Below are 15374 nucleotides of genomic sequence, written 5' to 3'. Positions count from 1 at the left end.
ATATCTCGCCCCCTTCTTCACAGCACGTCGCAAAAGGATAAGTCGACGTCATGGCGGAGATGATAGTGAAGCAGTGTGGATTTGTCTCTTCATAAGCTGGCCATAGAGGCGCACAACCAATTGAGTCCTGCGACAGATTCCGGATATCCGCCGCCGCCGACCGGAATGTTGAGGGATGTGAACAAGCGCGCAGCAACCGCTGGACCGGATTGCATGAGTCAAATTCACTGCCATTAAGACTCAAACCTTAGATTCTAAAATTAATTAGGTTTAGGAGAGCCGTGTGTGCGGATATGTATCCGTCCCTCGCCGGCGAAGCCTTGCGCGCAGCGCTGAGCCCTCCCGAACTGTTCCCCGAAAGGCATCACTGCGATGTTCGACTGGATCAACGCCCTGCCGATCTATGCCTGGGTCAAGGCCCTGCACATCGTCGCCGTGATCTCGTGGATGGCCGGCATGCTCTATCTGCCGCGGCTGTTCGTCTATCATTGCGAGGCCGAGGTCGGCTCCAGGCAGTCCGAGACCTTCAAGATCATGGAGCGGCGGCTTTTGAAGGGGATCATCAACCCCGCGATGATAGTGACCTGGCTGGCCGGGCTTTTCCTGGTCTGGGCCGGACACTGGTACCTATCCGGCTGGTTTCACGTCAAATTTGCGCTGGTGCTCGCCATGTCGGGTATCCACGGCTTTTTGTCCCGCTGCGTGAAGGATTTCGCCGCCGACCGGAATCAACGAACCCAGAAATTCTATCGTATTATCAATGAGGTGCCGACGGTTCTGATGATCCTGATCGTGATCATGGTGGTGGTGAAGCCGTTCTAGACATCACGATGGTCAAGACGCATGCTTCAGTCCTTCTTGCGAAGGACGAATCGATTTTCTATATAGGATTTATCCCACCCCACGCAGGCGGATGTGGTCGCGTTCCGGTTCTTTTCGGACCGGCGCCGCATCAGGTTTGAAAGCCCAAACGGCACTTTCCTGGCTGAGACCTGCGGACCTTCCTTTGGCGTCCGCTTTTTCCAGAGCCACCTCGCACCCCTTCCCTACCTACTTCCTCACAGGACGACCCCAATGCGGGAAATCAAACTCCAGGACCTCAAATCGAAAACGCCGGCCGAGCTCGTCTCGTTCGCGGAAGAGAATGGGGTCGAGAATGCCAGCACCATGCGCAAGCAGGAGCTGATGTTCGCAATTCTCAAGCAGCTCGCGATCGCCGAGACCGACATTATCGGTGAGGGCGTTGTCGAGGTGCTGTCCGACGGCTTCGGCTTCCTTCGTTCGCCCGACGCGAACTACCTGCCCGGTCCCGACGACATCTACGTTTCGCCGTCGCAGATCCGCCGTTTCGGCCTGCGCACCGGCGACACGATCGAAGGCCATATTCGCAGCCCGAAGGAAGGCGAACGCTATTTCGCGCTGCTGAAAGTCAACACGCTCAATTTCGAAGATCCGGAAAAGTCGAAGCACAAGGTCAATTTCGACAACCTCACGCCGCTGTTTCCCAATCAGCGTTTCCGCATGGAGCTCGAGGATTCCACCAAGAAGGACCTTTCCGCCCGCGTGATCGATATCGTCGCGCCGATCGGCAAGGGCCAGCGCGCGCTGATCGTGGCGCCGCCGCGCACCGGCAAAACGGTGCTGATGCAGAACATCGCGCACTCCATCACCGCCAATCATCCCGACTGCTATCTGATCGTGCTTCTGATCGACGAGCGTCCGGAAGAAGTCACGGACATGCAGCGCTCGGTGAAGGGCGAGGTGGTGTCGTCGACCTTCGACGAGCCTGCGGTGCGTCACGTCCAGGTCGCCGAGATGGTGATCGAGAAGGCCAAGCGCCTCGTCGAGCACGGCCGCGACGTCGTGATCCTGCTCGATTCGATCACGCGCCTCGGCCGCGCCTACAACACCGTCGTGCCGTCATCCGGCAAGGTGCTGACCGGCGGTGTCGACGCCAACGCGCTGCAGCGGCCGAAGCGCTTCTTCGGTGCCGCGCGCAACATCGAGGAGGGCGGTTCGCTGACCATCATCGCGACCGCGCTGGTCGATACCGGCAGCCGCATGGACGAAGTCATCTTCGAAGAGTTCAAGGGCACCGGTAACTCCGAACTGATCCTCGACCGCAAGGTTTCGGACAAGCGGACCTTCCCGGCGATCGATATTGCCCGTTCCGGCACCCGCAAGGAGGAGCTGATCACTGATCCGCAGGTGCTGAAGAAGATGTACGTCCTGCGCCGCATCCTCAATCCGATGGGCACCATGGACGCCATCGACTTCCTGCTCGACAAGCTCCGCAATACGAAGAGTAACTCGGAATTCTTCGATTCCATGAACACCTGAGGCCACGGCCGAAAAGGACAGGCGCTCCGCACAAACGGGGCGCCTTTTTTCATGCTGCGGATTTGCTGCAGCGAAGTGCAGCATAAAGGGAGCGGCTCCCCCCACTAACTTTTCATTTAACTATCTGAATTTATTTATATTTATATCGTAGCTTTGTGAGCTAGCTGACGACACCCGCAGCAAAATTGCTGCGCGGCTGCTTGCAGTGAAACCAGACGATGCTGCGCTGCAACATTCTGAGGAAGGCGTGCGAAATCGAAGCGGCATTGCCTTTGCCGATTTGCTGGAAGAAATAGGCGATGCATCCACGCGACCAGACTATTTTCGCGTTATCCTCGGGGCGGCCGCCGAGTGCGATCGCCATCGTCAGGTTGTCTGGCCCAATGGCCGAGTCGGTCATTGCAGGACTGGCGGGCAAGACGCCGGTGCCGCGGCTGGCGACCCGCGCGCTGCTCCGCGATTCGAACCATCAACCGATCGATGACGCGGTCGTGCTGTGGTTTCCAGGCCCGGCCAGTGCCACCGGCGAAGACGTCGCCGAATTTCATGTCCATGGCGGACGCGCGGTGTTGGCGGCGATGTTCGATGCGATCGCGGCATTCGACAATGTGCGGCCGGCCGAGCCGGGCGAGTTCACCCGGCGGGCCTTCGAGAACGGCAAGCTCGACCTGACCGAGGCCGAGGGCCTCGACGACCTGATCCACGCCGACACTGACCGTCAAAGGCGCCAGGCGCTGCGCCAGCTGAAGGGGTTGCTCGGCGACCGCGCGCGGGACTGGCGCGAGCGGATCATCGCGGCGTCGGCGCTGATCGAGGCCGGCATCGATTTCTCAGACGAAGGCGATGTGCCGGCCGAGCTGATCGGGTCGGCGCTCGAGAAAATCCGCGCGCTGCATGATGAGATCAAGCAAGTCCTTGCAGGGCAGGGGCTTGGCGAGCGGTTGCGCGACGGCCTGGTGGTCGCGATCGCCGGTCCGCCGAATGTCGGCAAATCAACCCTGATCAATCAGCTCGCCAAGCGCGAGGTCGCGATCGTCTCGCCGCATGCCGGCACGACCCGCGATGTGATCGAGGTGCAGCTCGACCTCGACGGCTATCCGGTGACGGTCATCGACACCGCCGGCATTCGCGAGACCGACGACCCGGTGGAGCAGGAGGGCGTCCGCCGCGCCCGCGCCCGCGCCGCGGAGGCGGACCTGGTGCTGTGGCTGGCCGACAGCGGCGATGCAAAGGCGGGACATGGCGGAGCGAGGCCGACCTGGCTGGTGCGAAACAAGATCGACCTCGTCAGGACCATGACGGGCGAGGGCGGCAGTTACCCCGAATTCAGGATCTCGGCTGCTCGTGGCGATGGGTTGTCAGAGCTGATCGCCGCGCTGGTCGGGTTCGCTCAGGACTATTTTGGAACCAGCGAAGGCGGCTTGATCAGTCGGACGCGGCAGCGCGGATTGTTGCAGGAGACGGTCGAATCCCTTCAGCGCGGCATCGACGTGGTCGGGCAGGGCGAAGAACTGGCGGCAGAGGAACTCCGGCGGGCCGCTTTCTCACTCGGTCGTCTGCTCGGCCGGGTGGATGTTGAAGACATCCTAGATGTCATCTTCCGCGAGTTCTGCGTCGGGAAGTAGCGGGCGCCCATCTTGTTTCACGTGAAACATGGTTTCGATCTGGTTAAGGAACCCTCATCCTGTTTCACGTGAAACAATTGCCAATCATACAGCCGCACTGTTTCACGTGAAACGGTCCCATCCGTCATTGCGGGCGAAGCGAAGCAGTCCATATTTGCCTTTGCCTCGGGCTTCGGTCTCAGAGCGGCGATCCCAACTTCGTTCTTCCGGCTTTCATGACTCCACGATAGAAGTCCCGGCATGACTTCCAGGGCAGACTCATTTGACGTCATCGTCATCGGCGGCGGCCATGCCGGCTGCGAGGCCGCGAGCGCTTCTGCCCGGATGGGCGCAAAGACCGCCTTGGTGACCCATCGTTTCGCGACGATCGGCGCGATGTCGTGCAATCCCGCCATCGGCGGGCTCGGCAAGGGCCATCTGGTCCGCGAAGTCGATGCACTCGACGGTTTGATGGGCCGGGTTGCCGATGCCGGTGGCATCCAGTTTCGCATGCTCAATCGTCGAAAGGGTCCGGCGGTTCGGGGCCCCCGGGCCCAGGCCGACCGCAAGCTCTATGCGGCCGCGATGCAGGCCGCGATCGCCGAGACCGCGAACCTCAGCGTCATCGAAGGCGAAGCGGATGGACTGATCGTCGTCGACGGTCGCGTGACCGGCATTCGTCTGGGCGATGGCTGCCGGCTATCGGCGGGGGCGGTTGTCATCACGACCGGGACCTTCCTGCGCGGTCTGATCCATCTCGGCGAGAAGAACTGGCCGGCGGGCCGGGTCGGCGAGGCGCCGGCCATGGGCCTGTCGGCTTCCTTTGAACGGGCAGGGTTTGTGCTCGGCCGGCTCAAGACCGGAACGCCGCCGCGCCTCGACGGCACCACGATCGACTGGTCCGCGGTCGAAATGCAGCCCGGAGACGAGCCTCCGGAGCCGTTTTCGGTCATGACTGACCGGATTACGACCCCGCAGATCCAGTGCGGCATCACCCGGACCACGCCGGCGACCCACGAGGTGATCCGGGCCAATGTGCATCGCTCGCCGATGTATTCCGGCCAGATCAAGAGCTCCGGACCGCGCTATTGCCCCTCGATCGAGGACAAGATCGTCCGCTTCGGCGACCGCGACGGTCATCAGATCTTCCTGGAGCCGGAAGGGCTCGACGACACCACGGTCTATCCGAACGGCATCTCGACCTCGCTGCCGGAAGAGGTCCAGCTTGCGATCCTCGCCAGCATCCCGGGCCTCGAGCGGGTCAAGATGGTCCGGCCGGGCTATGCGATCGAATACGACCACGTCGACCCGCGCGAGCTCGATCCGACCCTGCAGACCAAGCGTCTGCGCGGGCTTTTCCTGGCCGGCCAGATCAATGGCACCACGGGCTATGAGGAGGCCGCGGGGCAGGGTGTTGTCGCCGGACTCAATGCCGCGCTCGCTGCCGGCAGTGCAGATCCGATCGTGTTCGACCGCGCCGACGGCTATCTCGGCGTGATGATCGACGATCTCGTGACCCGCGGGATCACCGAGCCGTATCGCATGTTCACTTCGCGCGCCGAATATCGGCTGACGCTGCGTGCTGACAATGCCGACCAGCGCCTGACCGACAAGGGCATTGCGCTCGGATGCGTCGGAACGGCGCGCGCCGAGCGCCATCGGACCAAGATGGCGGCGCTGGAGGCGGCCAAGCGGCTGGCGAAATCGCTCGCGATTACGCCGAATGAGGCCGCCAAGCACGGGCTCGCGCTCAATCGCGACGGCCACCGCCGGTCGGCCTTCGAGTTGCTGGCTTACCCCGAGATCGAGTGGCCCGCGGTCCGGGCCATCTGGCCGGAGCTGTCGGCCATTGACCCTGCGATCGCGGTGCATCTCGAGATCGATGCCAAATACGATGTCTATCTGAAGCGCCAGACCGCCGATGTCGATGCCTTCCGGCGTGACGAGGGTCTGGTTCTGACCGACGTCGACTATGCCGATGTTCCCGGTCTTTCGAACGAAGCGCGCGTCAAGCTGCAGAAGGCGCAGCCGCGGACGGTCGGGCAGGCGGGCCGGATCGACGGCATGACGCCGGCGGCATTGGGTATCCTGGCGGCCTATCTGCGGCGCGAGGCGCGACGGAAGACTGCGAAGGCCTCTGCCTGACGTTTCACGTGAAACGGCGGCGGCCCTCGTCATTGCGAGGAGCGGAAGCGACGAAGCAATCCATCGCTTCCTCACGCGGCACTACGGATTGCTTCGCTTCGCTCGCAACGACGAGCTCGACCGGCATTCCAGAGAATGGCTTCAATTTCGCAATCCGCCGAACTCAGTGTCTCCGTCAAGGACAAGGCCGCGGCGCTCGCGCTGACGCCTGTTTCACGTGAAACAGAGGCACGGCTCGACCGCTACGTCGCCCTCCTCCTGGCGTGGCAGGCCAAGACCAATCTCGTCGCGCCATCGACGCTGCCGACCCTCTGGACCCGCCACGTCTCCGATTCGCTGCAGCTCCTGAGTCTGGCGCCGACGGCGAAGTCGTGGGTCGATCTCGGTAGCGGCGGCGGCTTCCCCGGCGTCGTGCTGGCCTGCGCACTGGCCGAAACTCCGGGCGCGTCGATTCATTTGGTTGAGCGAATCGCCAAGAAGGCGGCATTCTTGCGCGAGGCGATACGGGTGACGGGCTCGCCGGGGACGGTGCACCTGGCTGATATCGGGGATACTGTGGATAGAATCCCGGGGCCCATCGATTGCGTCACCGCGCGGGCGCTGGCTCCGTTACATCAACTCATCGGCTTTGCGGAGCCGTGGGTCAAAAAGGGCGCCAAGGCGCTGTTTTTGAAGGGTCAAGATGTAGAGGCTGAATTGACCGAGGCCACTAAATATTGGATTATTGAGCCAAAGCTACACTCCAGCCGGACCGGCGGACAGGGCTGGATCGTCGAACTCGGGTCAATCGAGCGGCGCTAGGGGACTCCGCGAGAGCAAATGGTATTTTGGTATGACTGTGATGGACGAGGTTTATCAAGAGGATAAGGCGTCCCAGCCGCCTGGCCATCCGCGCATCCTGTCGCTCGCCAACCAGAAGGGCGGCGTCGGCAAGACCACCACAGCGATCAATCTTGGGACCGCACTCGCTGCGATTGGCGAGCGCGTCCTGATCGTCGATCTCGATCCGCAGGGCAACGCCTCGACCGGCCTCGGCATCGATCGCCGCAACCGCAGCTGCTCGACCTACGACGTCCTGATCGGCGAAGCGCCGCTGCGCGATGCCGTGGTCGCGACCGCGGTGCCGCGGCTGCACATCGCGGCTTCCACCATGGACCTCTCCGGCCTCGAGCTCGAGCTCGGCACCACGCCGGGCCGCGCGTTCCGGCTGCGCGATGCGATCGCAGGATTGAACAACAATGTCTCGCCGGAAGCCGACTACACCTACGTGCTGATCGACTGCCCGCCCTCGCTCAATTTGCTCACGGTGAATGCGATGGCGGCGTCGGACGCGATCCTGGTGCCGCTGCAATGCGAGTTCTTTGCGCTCGAAGGTCTGTCGCAATTGCTGCAGACCGTGGAGCAGGTGCGCTCGACGCTCAATCCGAACCTGTCGATCCACGGCATCGTGCTGACCATGTTCGACTCGCGCAACAACCTCTCCAACCAGGTCGTTGCCGACGTGCGCCAGTTCATGGGCGACAAGGTCTACGACACCATGATCCCGCGCAACGTGCGTATCTCCGAGGCGCCGTCCTACGGCAAGCCGGTTCTGGTCTACGACCTCAAATGTGCCGGCAGCGATGCGTATCTCAAGCTCGCCACCGAAGTGATCCAGCGCGAGCGCGAGCTGCGCACGCATTGATGTTGCGTAGGATGGGTAGAGCGAAGCGAAACCCATCACTCTCATTGCGAGCCGCGATGGGTTTCGCTTCGCTCTACCCATCCTACGTTTCTTTTGAAATTCAAGTCTGGAGTACTGCGTGTGAATCCAAGGGAGCTCGCAACAATGGCCGATGAAGCGCGTTCGCGACTGGGGCGCGGGCTGGCAAGCCTGATCGGAGATGTCGGCGGCGAGGCGGCCGCGCATGTCGAGCGGCCGCGCAACCAGCGCAAGGTGCCGATCGAATTCCTCAAGGCCAACCCGCGTAACCCGCGGCGCACCTTCGCCGACACCGAGCTCGGCGAGCTTGCCGATTCGATCAGGCAGCGCGGCGTGATCCAGCCGATCGTGGTGCGTGCGATCAAGGGCGCGCAGGACCGCTACGAGATCATCGCCGGCGAGCGCCGCTGGCGCGCCTCGCAACTCGCCGGCCTGCACGAAGTGCCGATCGTGCCGGTCGAGGTCTCTGATTCCGACGCGCTCGAGATCATGATCATCGAGAACGTCCAGCGCGAAGACCTCAATGCGATGGAAGAGGCGCAGGGCTATCACGCGCTCGCCGACGAGTTCAAACGCAGCCAGGAAGACATCGCCAAGATCGTCGGCAAGAGCCGCAGCCATGTCGCCAACATGATGCGGCTGACCAAGCTGCCCGTCGAGGTGCAGGCGCTGATCTCGAAAGGCGATCTCTCCGCCGGCCACGCCCGCGCGCTGATCGGCGTGCCGGATCCGCTCGCTGCAGCGAAGCGCATCGTCGCCGAGGGTCTCAACGTTCGCCAGGCCGAGGCGCTGGCGCATGAGGAGGGCGTGCCGGAGCGCAAGCCGCAGAAGGCGCGCAGTGGCAGCGCGGCCAAGGTCGACAAGGATGCCGACACGCTGGCGCTCGAGAAACGCGTCAGCGATGCGCTCGGCCTTGCCGTTACCGTCAGCCATCGCGATCCCGGCGGCACCGTCCAGATCAGCTACCGCAACCTCGAGCAGCTCGACGAAGTGGTGCGGCGGCTGGAGGGCGGCTAGCGGTTTCGTCATTCCGGGCGCGCGTCAGCGCGAACCCGGAATCTCTTTTTCCACATCTCTGGATTCCGGGTTCATGCTTCGCATGCCCCGGAATGACTTCTTCAATTTACCCCCGCCGCTTCGCATTCGCCGCGATCGAGAGCAGCGCGCGCTGCGCGATGACGGCGGCGAGCGAGGCCTGCTTGCGCATGTCGAGTGCCGCGGTGGCGAGCTGATCGATCACGTTCACCAGCCGCGGCGGCGTGAAATTGCGCAGCGCGATCTCGACCGCGGGTTTGCGCGAGAAGTGCAGCCGCGGGAATCCGCCTTCGAGCACGGCTGACGCCGGCGTGCCGTCCGCGATCGCGAGCGCTGATTTGTGCAGCCATGCCGCCTGGCGCTGCGCGGCCGAGATGATCACGCCGGGATAGGTGCCGGCGACCATTGCCTTGGTGAACTCGCTTTCGACCAGCGCGGCGTTGCCGGCGAAGGCGCCGTCGACGATCGGGTCGAGCTTCAGCTCGGAGGCGTCGGACACCACGGTCATGACGTCCTCGAGCGTGATCTCGCCCTTGCCGTGCGCGAACAGCGCCAGCTTGCGCAGCTCGTTGCGCGAAGCCATGCGGTCGCCGCCGAGCAGCGACATCAGTACCGCGCGCGCATCCTGTGCGAGCCGCAGATTCGATGCGCGCAGCTCGTCCTCGATCAGCTTGGTGAGATCGCGCTCGGTGTCGGGATAACAGCCGATCGCCACCGCATTCTTGGCGCGCTCGCAGATCTTGCGCAGCGGCGATTCCGGCCTGAGCTCGCCGGCCTCGATCACGATGCGGCAATCCCTGAGCGCCGTGGTCTCGGTCAGCGTCTCGACGCCACTCGAGAAGTTGCGCGAGCCGGCGCGGACGCGGATGGCGCGGCGGCCGCCGAACAGCGGCACCGTCATGGCCTCGTCGACCAGCCGCGACGGCTCGGCGGCGAGCTCGTCGCCATCGAGCCGCACCAGCGAGAATGGATCGTTGGGATCGTCGACCGCGGAGGCCATCAGCGCGTCGGCACGCTCGCGCACCAGCCCGAGGTCCGGGCCGTACAGCAGGATGATCGGACGGCCGGCGTCAGGCCGGGCGAGGAAGCTGTCGATCTCTTTTCCGCGAAGCGCGACCATCTCGCCTTAAACTGTCATTCCGGGGCGCCTCGTCAGAGGCGAACCCGGAATCTCGATCCATCATCTCCAGATCCCGGGTTCGCGCCGGTGGCGCGCCCCGGAATGACCTCCCGCCTCAGGTTCCGGTGGAGAAGAAGGAGGCGAGGCGGGTCTGGATGTTGTCGGCGATCTCCTGCGCGGCGCGGTCCTCGGCGTCGCGGAAGGCGCGGGCGCGGGCGAAGCGCTGGTAGGAGCCGGGCATGTCATAGGACACGCGCGAGAACGTGGTGCCGGTCATCACAGACTTGTTCGACGCAATCTCGATCAGGTTGAACTGGGCGTCGATGGCGTAGTTCTCGCTGGTCGGCAGCGCAGTGGCCGGATCGATCATCAGCGAGGAGCGGCTGGTGTTGAAGCGCAGCACCAGCCGATGCGTCGGCGGCATGCCGGTGGCGGTGCCGTAGAGCTTGAAGGCGAGGGCGTTGCGGACCTCGACGCCAACCCGGGCCTCGCGCGAGGCGTTCGGCTTGTCGACCGGCGGAACCTCGACGCCCATCAGCTTTTCGCGCAGCGCGGACGACTGGCCGTCGAGGGTACGCTCGGCATACATCGGCTGGAAGCATCCGGCCGTCAGCGCGGCCAAGGCAGCCACGGCCACGAGCCGGGCGGCGATCCTGATCCTAGCCGACAACATTGACGATCCTCATGGGCACCACGATCACCTTGCGGACGGGTTTGCCGCCCAAGGCGGCTTTTACCGCATCGAGCGCCAAAACGGCAGCCTCTATATCCGCATTTTGGGCCGCCCGTGGCACGGTAACATCACCTCGTTTTTTACCGTTGACCTGGACAACCAGGGTCACGCTGTCTTCGACCAGCAAATCGCGCTCGATTTGCGGCCAATCGGCCTCGGAAACCAGCCCGGTCTGGCCCAGAACCACCCAGCACTCCTCGGCCAGATGCGGCATCATCGGCGAAAACAGCTGCACCAGGATGGTCGCCGCCTCCTTGACGGCCCAAGAAACTTCTGGAGCCAGGTCCGGCGCCGGCTTGTCGCCCTTTGCCAGCACCTCGGACAGCGCATTGGCGAACTCGCGGATATGGGCGAGACACACGTTGAAATGCAGCCGCTCGATCCCGGACGACACCTTGTCGAGCGCGCCATGGGCGGCCTTGCGCAGCGCCAGCGCCTCGGCTCCGAACGTGGCCGGCCGGGCCGCCGGCGCCGTCTTGGCAATCTCGGCCGATTCGTTCACCAGCCGCCACAGCCGCTGCACGAAGCGTGAGGCGCCCTGCACGCGCTCGTCGCTCCAGATCACGTCGCGGTCCGGCGGCGAGTCCGACAGCATGAACCAGCGCGCGACGTCGGCGCCGTAGCTCGCGATGATGTCGTCGGGGTCGACGGTGTTCTTCTTCGACTTCGACATCTTCTCGATCGGGCCGATCGCGACGTCCTCGCCGGTCGCCATCAGCACCGCGCGGCGGCCGTTGCCGCCAACCTCGATCTTCACCTCGGCCGGCGTGACCCAGCTGCCGTCGGCCTTCTGGTAGGTCTCGTGCACCACCATGCCCTGGGTGAACATGCCGGCGAACGGCTCGCTCATGTCGACGTGGCCGGTGGCCTTCATCGCGCGGGTGAAGAAGCGGCTGTAGAGCAGATGCAGGATCGCGTGCTCGACGCCGCCGATATACTGATCGACCGGCATCATCCGGTTGGCGACCGCAGGCGTGGTCGGCGCGGTCTCGTTCCACGGGTCGGTGAAGCGCGCGAAATACCAGGACGAGTCCACGAAGGTGTCCATCGTGTCGGTCTCGCGCACGGCCTTGGCCCCGCACTTCGGGCAGCTGACGTGCTTCCAGGTCGGGTGATGGTCGAGCGCGTTGCCCGGCTTGTCGAAGCTGACATCCTCCGGCAGCGTCACCGGCAGCTGGTCGTCGGGCACCGGCACCACGTCGCATTTCGGGCAGTGGATCACCGGGATCGGGCAGCCCCAGTAGCGCTGGCGCGAAATGCCCCAGTCGCGCAGGCGGAAATTCACCTGCCGCTCGCCGACCGGCGCATTACCGCGGACTTCGCTTTCCAGCCGCTTGGCGACCTCTTCCTTGGCCGCTTCGATCGTCATGCCGTCGAGGAAGCGCGAATTGATCATGCGGCCGTCGCCGTCATAGGCGACGTCGGTGATGACGAACGTCTTCGGGTCCTGGCCCTCGGGGCAGACCACCGGCACATTGCCGAGATTGTACTTGTTGACGAAGTCGAGGTCGCGCTGGTCGTGCGCCGGGCAGCCGAAGATCGCGCCGGTGCCGTATTCCATCAGCACGAAGTTCGCGACATAGACCGGCAGCTTCCAGCTCGGATCGAACGGATGCACCGCCTTGATGCCGGTGTCGAAACCCTGCTTTTCTGCGGTGTCGATGATCGACTGCGCGGTGCCGATCTTCTTGATGTCGGCGATGAACTCCGCGAGCTTCGGGTTCTTCGCGGCAGCCGCTACCGCCAGCGGATGATCCGCCGAGATCGCCATGAACTTGGCGCCGAACAGCGTGTCCGGCCGCGTGGTGAAGATCTTCAGCTCGCTCTCGCCGGCCGGCGTGGTCGCCGCATCCAGTGCAAAGCGGATCAACAGGCCCTCGGAGCGGCCGATCCAGTTGCGCTGCATCAGCCGCACCTTGTCGGGCCAGCGCTCGAGACCATCCAGCGCTTCCAGGAGCTCCTGCGAGTACTTCGTGATCTTGAAGACCCACTGGCTCATCTCGCGCTGCTCGACGACGGCGCCCGAGCGCCAGCCACGGCCGTCGATCACCTGCTCGTTGGCGAGCACGGTCATGTCGACCGGATCCCAGTTCAGCTTGCGCTTCTCGCGCTCGGCGAGGCCGGCGCGCAGCATGTCCAAAAACATCTTCTGCTGATGCTTGTAGTAGCTGGGGTCGCAGGTCGCGAACTCGCGCGACCAGTCGAGCGACAGCCCGATCGACCGCAGCTGCTTCTTCATCGCGGCGATGTTGTCGTAGGTCCAGGCCTTCGGCGCCACCTTGCGCTCGATCGCGGCATTCTCCGCCGGCAGGCCGAACGCGTCCCAGCCCATCGGGTGCAGCACGTTGTAGCCCCTGGCGCGCATGAAGCGGGCCAGCACGTCGCCGAGCGTGTAGTTGCGGACATGGCCGATATGGATGCGCCCCGACGGATAGGGGAACATCTCGAGCACGTAGTATTTCGGCCGCGGATCGTCGTTCTTGGAGGCGAAGATCGCCTTTTCGTCCCACAGGCGCTGCCAGCGGGGCTCGGATTCACGGGCGTTGTAGCGTTCGGCGGTCATGAAATCGCAGGGATTTTGGGTGGCTCTGGGTGATTTTCGGGCCCCGTCCGGGGACGGCGGACTAGGCCACAAAAGCGCCTGCGCGGTCAACGGCTTGGGGCCTCCAAACGTCCCATCCCCTCGCGCAGCCGCCCTGCCGCTGTCGCAGGGGGGCGCCGTCTGCAGCCTTCTCGACGTCCTGGCGAAGGCCTGGACCACAGAGCTTTGTCGAGGAAGGGATCGTGGCCCCAGCTTCGCGCAATAATAAACGGTGGGGGTAATGGGTCCTAGGCTTCGCCAGGACGACGCTGAATATGCGGCGTCGCCGATGGTCATGGTTCCGCGCTCATGGCGCGGCTCGATCACGCACGATCTCAACTCGCCAGCGCCATCCCGGCTTCGTCCAGCGTCTGCAGGAAGCCGTGCTCGATCACGGCATTCCTGCCGCGGCGCTTGGCGGCGTAGAGGGCGGCATCTGCAGCTTCGATCAGGTCGCCGGGGCGCTGGGTCTCGTTCGGTCTGGTCGTCGCGACGCCGACGCTGACGGTGACGACGCAATGGCTCGAGGACGCGTGCGGCACGGCGAGGCCGAGCACCGCGGTGCGCACGGTCTCGCCGATCGCGAGCGCATGCGCGGCGTCAGTGTTCGGCAGCAAGAGGCAGAATTCCTCGCCGCCATAGCGGCCGGCGAAGCCCATGGTGTCGGCGGCGATCCCCGACAGCACTTCGCCGATTCGGGTCAGGCAGGCATCGCCTTCGGGATGGCCGTAGGTGTCGTTGTAGAGCTTGAAGTGATCGACATCGATCATCATCAGCGACAGCTCGCATTCATATTGCTGCGCCCGCATCCACTCGAAGTCGAGCCGGCTCTGGAAGCCGCGGCGATTGGCAAGGCCGGACAGCGCATCGATCGAGGCCATCACGGTGAGACGATCGTTGGAGGCGACCAGCTCGCGCTCGCGCTGGCTGAGCTGCGCCGCCATCGCGTTGAAGGCACGCGCCAGCGGCACGAATTCCGCCGGCAGCTTGTGCTTGGCGACGCGCGCCGACCAGTCGCCCTCGCCGAACCGCCGCGCCATGCCGGTCATCAGCTCGATCGGATGGATGACGAGTCGCTCGGCGCCGACCAGGGCGCCCAACAAGACGAAAAGGCAGACAAATCCAAGCTGCAGATAGGCGGTGCGGATCTCGCGGTTGATCGCCGCGGTCACCTTGGCCTCGTCCATGCTCACGATCAGCCGGGACTGCGTGCCGGCGATGCGCGCGAAGCTCAGCGTGCGCTGTGCGCCGTCGGACGCGGTGAACGACACCGAGCCGGACGGCTCGTCATAGCTCAGCGCCTTCTCGGCGATCGCTGCCATCAGCGGGATGGTGTCGAGCGAGCGGCCGATCAGGCTCGCATGATCGGCGGGCGCGGCGATCACGACGCCGGTAGAGTCGACCAGCACGGCCGACATGCCGGGCTGGCCGCCGAGATTGGCCATGATCTGCGACAGCCAGTCGATATTGATGCCGGCGACCACGACGGCATCCTGCTCCGGATTGATCGCGGCCACCGGATACGCGGCCATCATCATCGGGCGGCCATTGGTCCTGCCGCGCAGATAGTCGCTGAACACGAAGTCGCGGTTGTCCTGCGCCTTCTTGAAATATTCGCGGTCGCCGACATTGAGGCCGACCTGGACGTTGAGGGTCGAGCACTGCACCAGCCCGTCCCTGGAGACGAACATGATGCTGCGGATCCAGGGCAGCACCGTCGGCAGGCTGGCGCGCAGCACCTCGCAGCTCTGCGCGATGCCGCCGGAGGCGCGGATATAGGCGGCGGATTTCAGCATGGTCTCGACCGAGGAGACCACCTCGCGCTGGGTTTCCGCGGCATGCGCGGTGAGGCTGGCATAGCCGGCCGCGGCCTGCGCGATCTGCTTGCTGCGGGAATCCTCCAGCGTGCGGACGCGGTCCAGCATCAGGGGCGCGACCAGCATCAGCGCAAGCAAGGCCAGCCGGGCACGAATTCCCAGAACCTTCTTGAGCCTGACCCGGTTGCGGTTGAAAGTGACGCCCGACATTCTATTCCCTTGCCCGTGCGCAAGTTAGAATGCAGGGCTTCAAAAAGCCTTTCCCGAATTTGGTAAAATTCGAGCCAACCCCCCGCA

The 15374-nt window shown here is 64.2% G+C and carries 12 protein-coding genes; 7 read left to right on the top strand and 5 right to left on the bottom strand.

Going from position 1 to position 15374, the window contains the following annotated elements; genetic code table 11:
* Positions 1–399 precede the first annotated feature (399 nt).
* Together hemJ and rho are read left to right on the top strand one after the other, a co-directional pair.
* The gene (hemJ, locus tag ACVMDN_RS37535) at positions 400–822 is read left to right on the top strand and encodes a protoporphyrinogen oxidase HemJ (RefSeq protein ID WP_057020433.1); all 423 of its coding nucleotides are present in this window, start codon (positions 400–402) and stop codon (positions 820–822) included.
* A gap of 252 nt (positions 823–1074) precedes the next feature.
* Positions 1075–2340, top strand: coding sequence for a transcription termination factor Rho (gene rho / locus ACVMDN_RS37530; protein WP_021078151.1), 1266 nt, complete (start codon positions 1075–1077; stop codon positions 2338–2340).
* Positions 2341–2500: 160 nt separating this feature from the next.
* Here rho and ACVMDN_RS37525 read toward each other — a convergent pair whose 3' ends face one another.
* Positions 2501–2740, bottom strand: a complete 240-nt coding sequence (locus ACVMDN_RS37525; protein ID WP_244558985.1) for a hypothetical protein — start codon at positions 2738–2740, stop codon at positions 2501–2503.
* Here ACVMDN_RS37525 and mnmE point away from each other — a divergent pair.
* From mnmE to ACVMDN_RS37500, 5 genes are all read left to right on the top strand, one after another.
* A complete protein-coding gene (gene mnmE, locus ACVMDN_RS37520; RefSeq protein WP_456835843.1) occupies positions 2640–3965 on the top strand; it encodes a tRNA uridine-5-carboxymethylaminomethyl(34) synthesis GTPase MnmE in 1326 nt (441 codons plus the stop codon). The two genes, ACVMDN_RS37525 and mnmE, sit on opposite strands and share 101 nt — an antisense overlap.
* 240 nt (positions 3966–4205) lie before the next feature.
* Positions 4206–6089 (top strand): tRNA uridine-5-carboxymethylaminomethyl(34) synthesis enzyme MnmG, encoded by a 1884-nt coding sequence (mnmG, locus tag ACVMDN_RS37515; RefSeq protein ID WP_076833675.1) that lies wholly within the window; start codon positions 4206–4208, stop codon positions 6087–6089.
* A 135-nt stretch (positions 6090–6224) separates the two neighbouring features.
* Complete coding sequence (gene rsmG, locus ACVMDN_RS37510; RefSeq protein WP_194295419.1) at positions 6225–6890, top strand: 16S rRNA (guanine(527)-N(7))-methyltransferase RsmG; 666 nt, start codon at positions 6225–6227, stop codon at positions 6888–6890.
* 31 nt (positions 6891–6921) lie between these two features.
* Positions 6922–7773 carry a ParA family protein gene (locus tag ACVMDN_RS37505; protein WP_028335813.1) on the top strand — a complete coding sequence of 284 codons (852 nt, stop codon included), beginning with the start codon at positions 6922–6924 and terminating at the stop codon, positions 7771–7773.
* A gap of 144 nt (positions 7774–7917) precedes the next feature.
* Positions 7918–8808 (top strand): ParB/RepB/Spo0J family partition protein, encoded by an 891-nt coding sequence (locus ACVMDN_RS37500; protein ID WP_057020329.1) that lies wholly within the window; start codon positions 7918–7920, stop codon positions 8806–8808.
* 106 nt (positions 8809–8914) lie between these two features.
* Here the strand turns inward: ACVMDN_RS37500 and holA are convergent, their stop codons facing one another.
* The 4 genes from holA to ACVMDN_RS37480 all read right to left on the bottom strand — a co-directional run bounded on the left by holA (position 8915) and on the right by ACVMDN_RS37480 (position 15287).
* Complete coding sequence (gene holA / locus ACVMDN_RS37495; RefSeq protein ID WP_057020328.1) at positions 8915–9946, bottom strand: DNA polymerase III subunit delta; 1032 nt, start codon at positions 9944–9946, stop codon at positions 8915–8917.
* A 115-nt stretch (positions 9947–10061) separates the two neighbouring features.
* The gene (lptE, locus tag ACVMDN_RS37490) at positions 10062–10619 is read right to left on the bottom strand and encodes an LPS assembly lipoprotein LptE (protein WP_076833672.1); all 558 of its coding nucleotides are present in this window, start codon (positions 10617–10619) and stop codon (positions 10062–10064) included.
* Positions 10606–13242, bottom strand: coding sequence for a leucine--tRNA ligase (leuS, locus tag ACVMDN_RS37485; protein WP_076833671.1), 2637 nt, complete (start codon positions 13240–13242; stop codon positions 10606–10608). Before leuS ends, lptE begins: the two co-directional genes overlap by 14 nt.
* A gap of 353 nt (positions 13243–13595) precedes the next feature.
* Complete coding sequence (locus ACVMDN_RS37480; protein WP_076833669.1) at positions 13596–15287, bottom strand: sensor domain-containing diguanylate cyclase; 1692 nt, start codon at positions 15285–15287, stop codon at positions 13596–13598.
* Between the last annotated feature and the right edge of the window lie 87 nt (positions 15288–15374).

Source organism: Bradyrhizobium sp. USDA 4510, assembly GCF_054059095.1.
The sequence above is the reverse complement of the archived record's forward strand: the minus strand, read 5'-3'. Positions and strand labels throughout refer to the sequence as shown.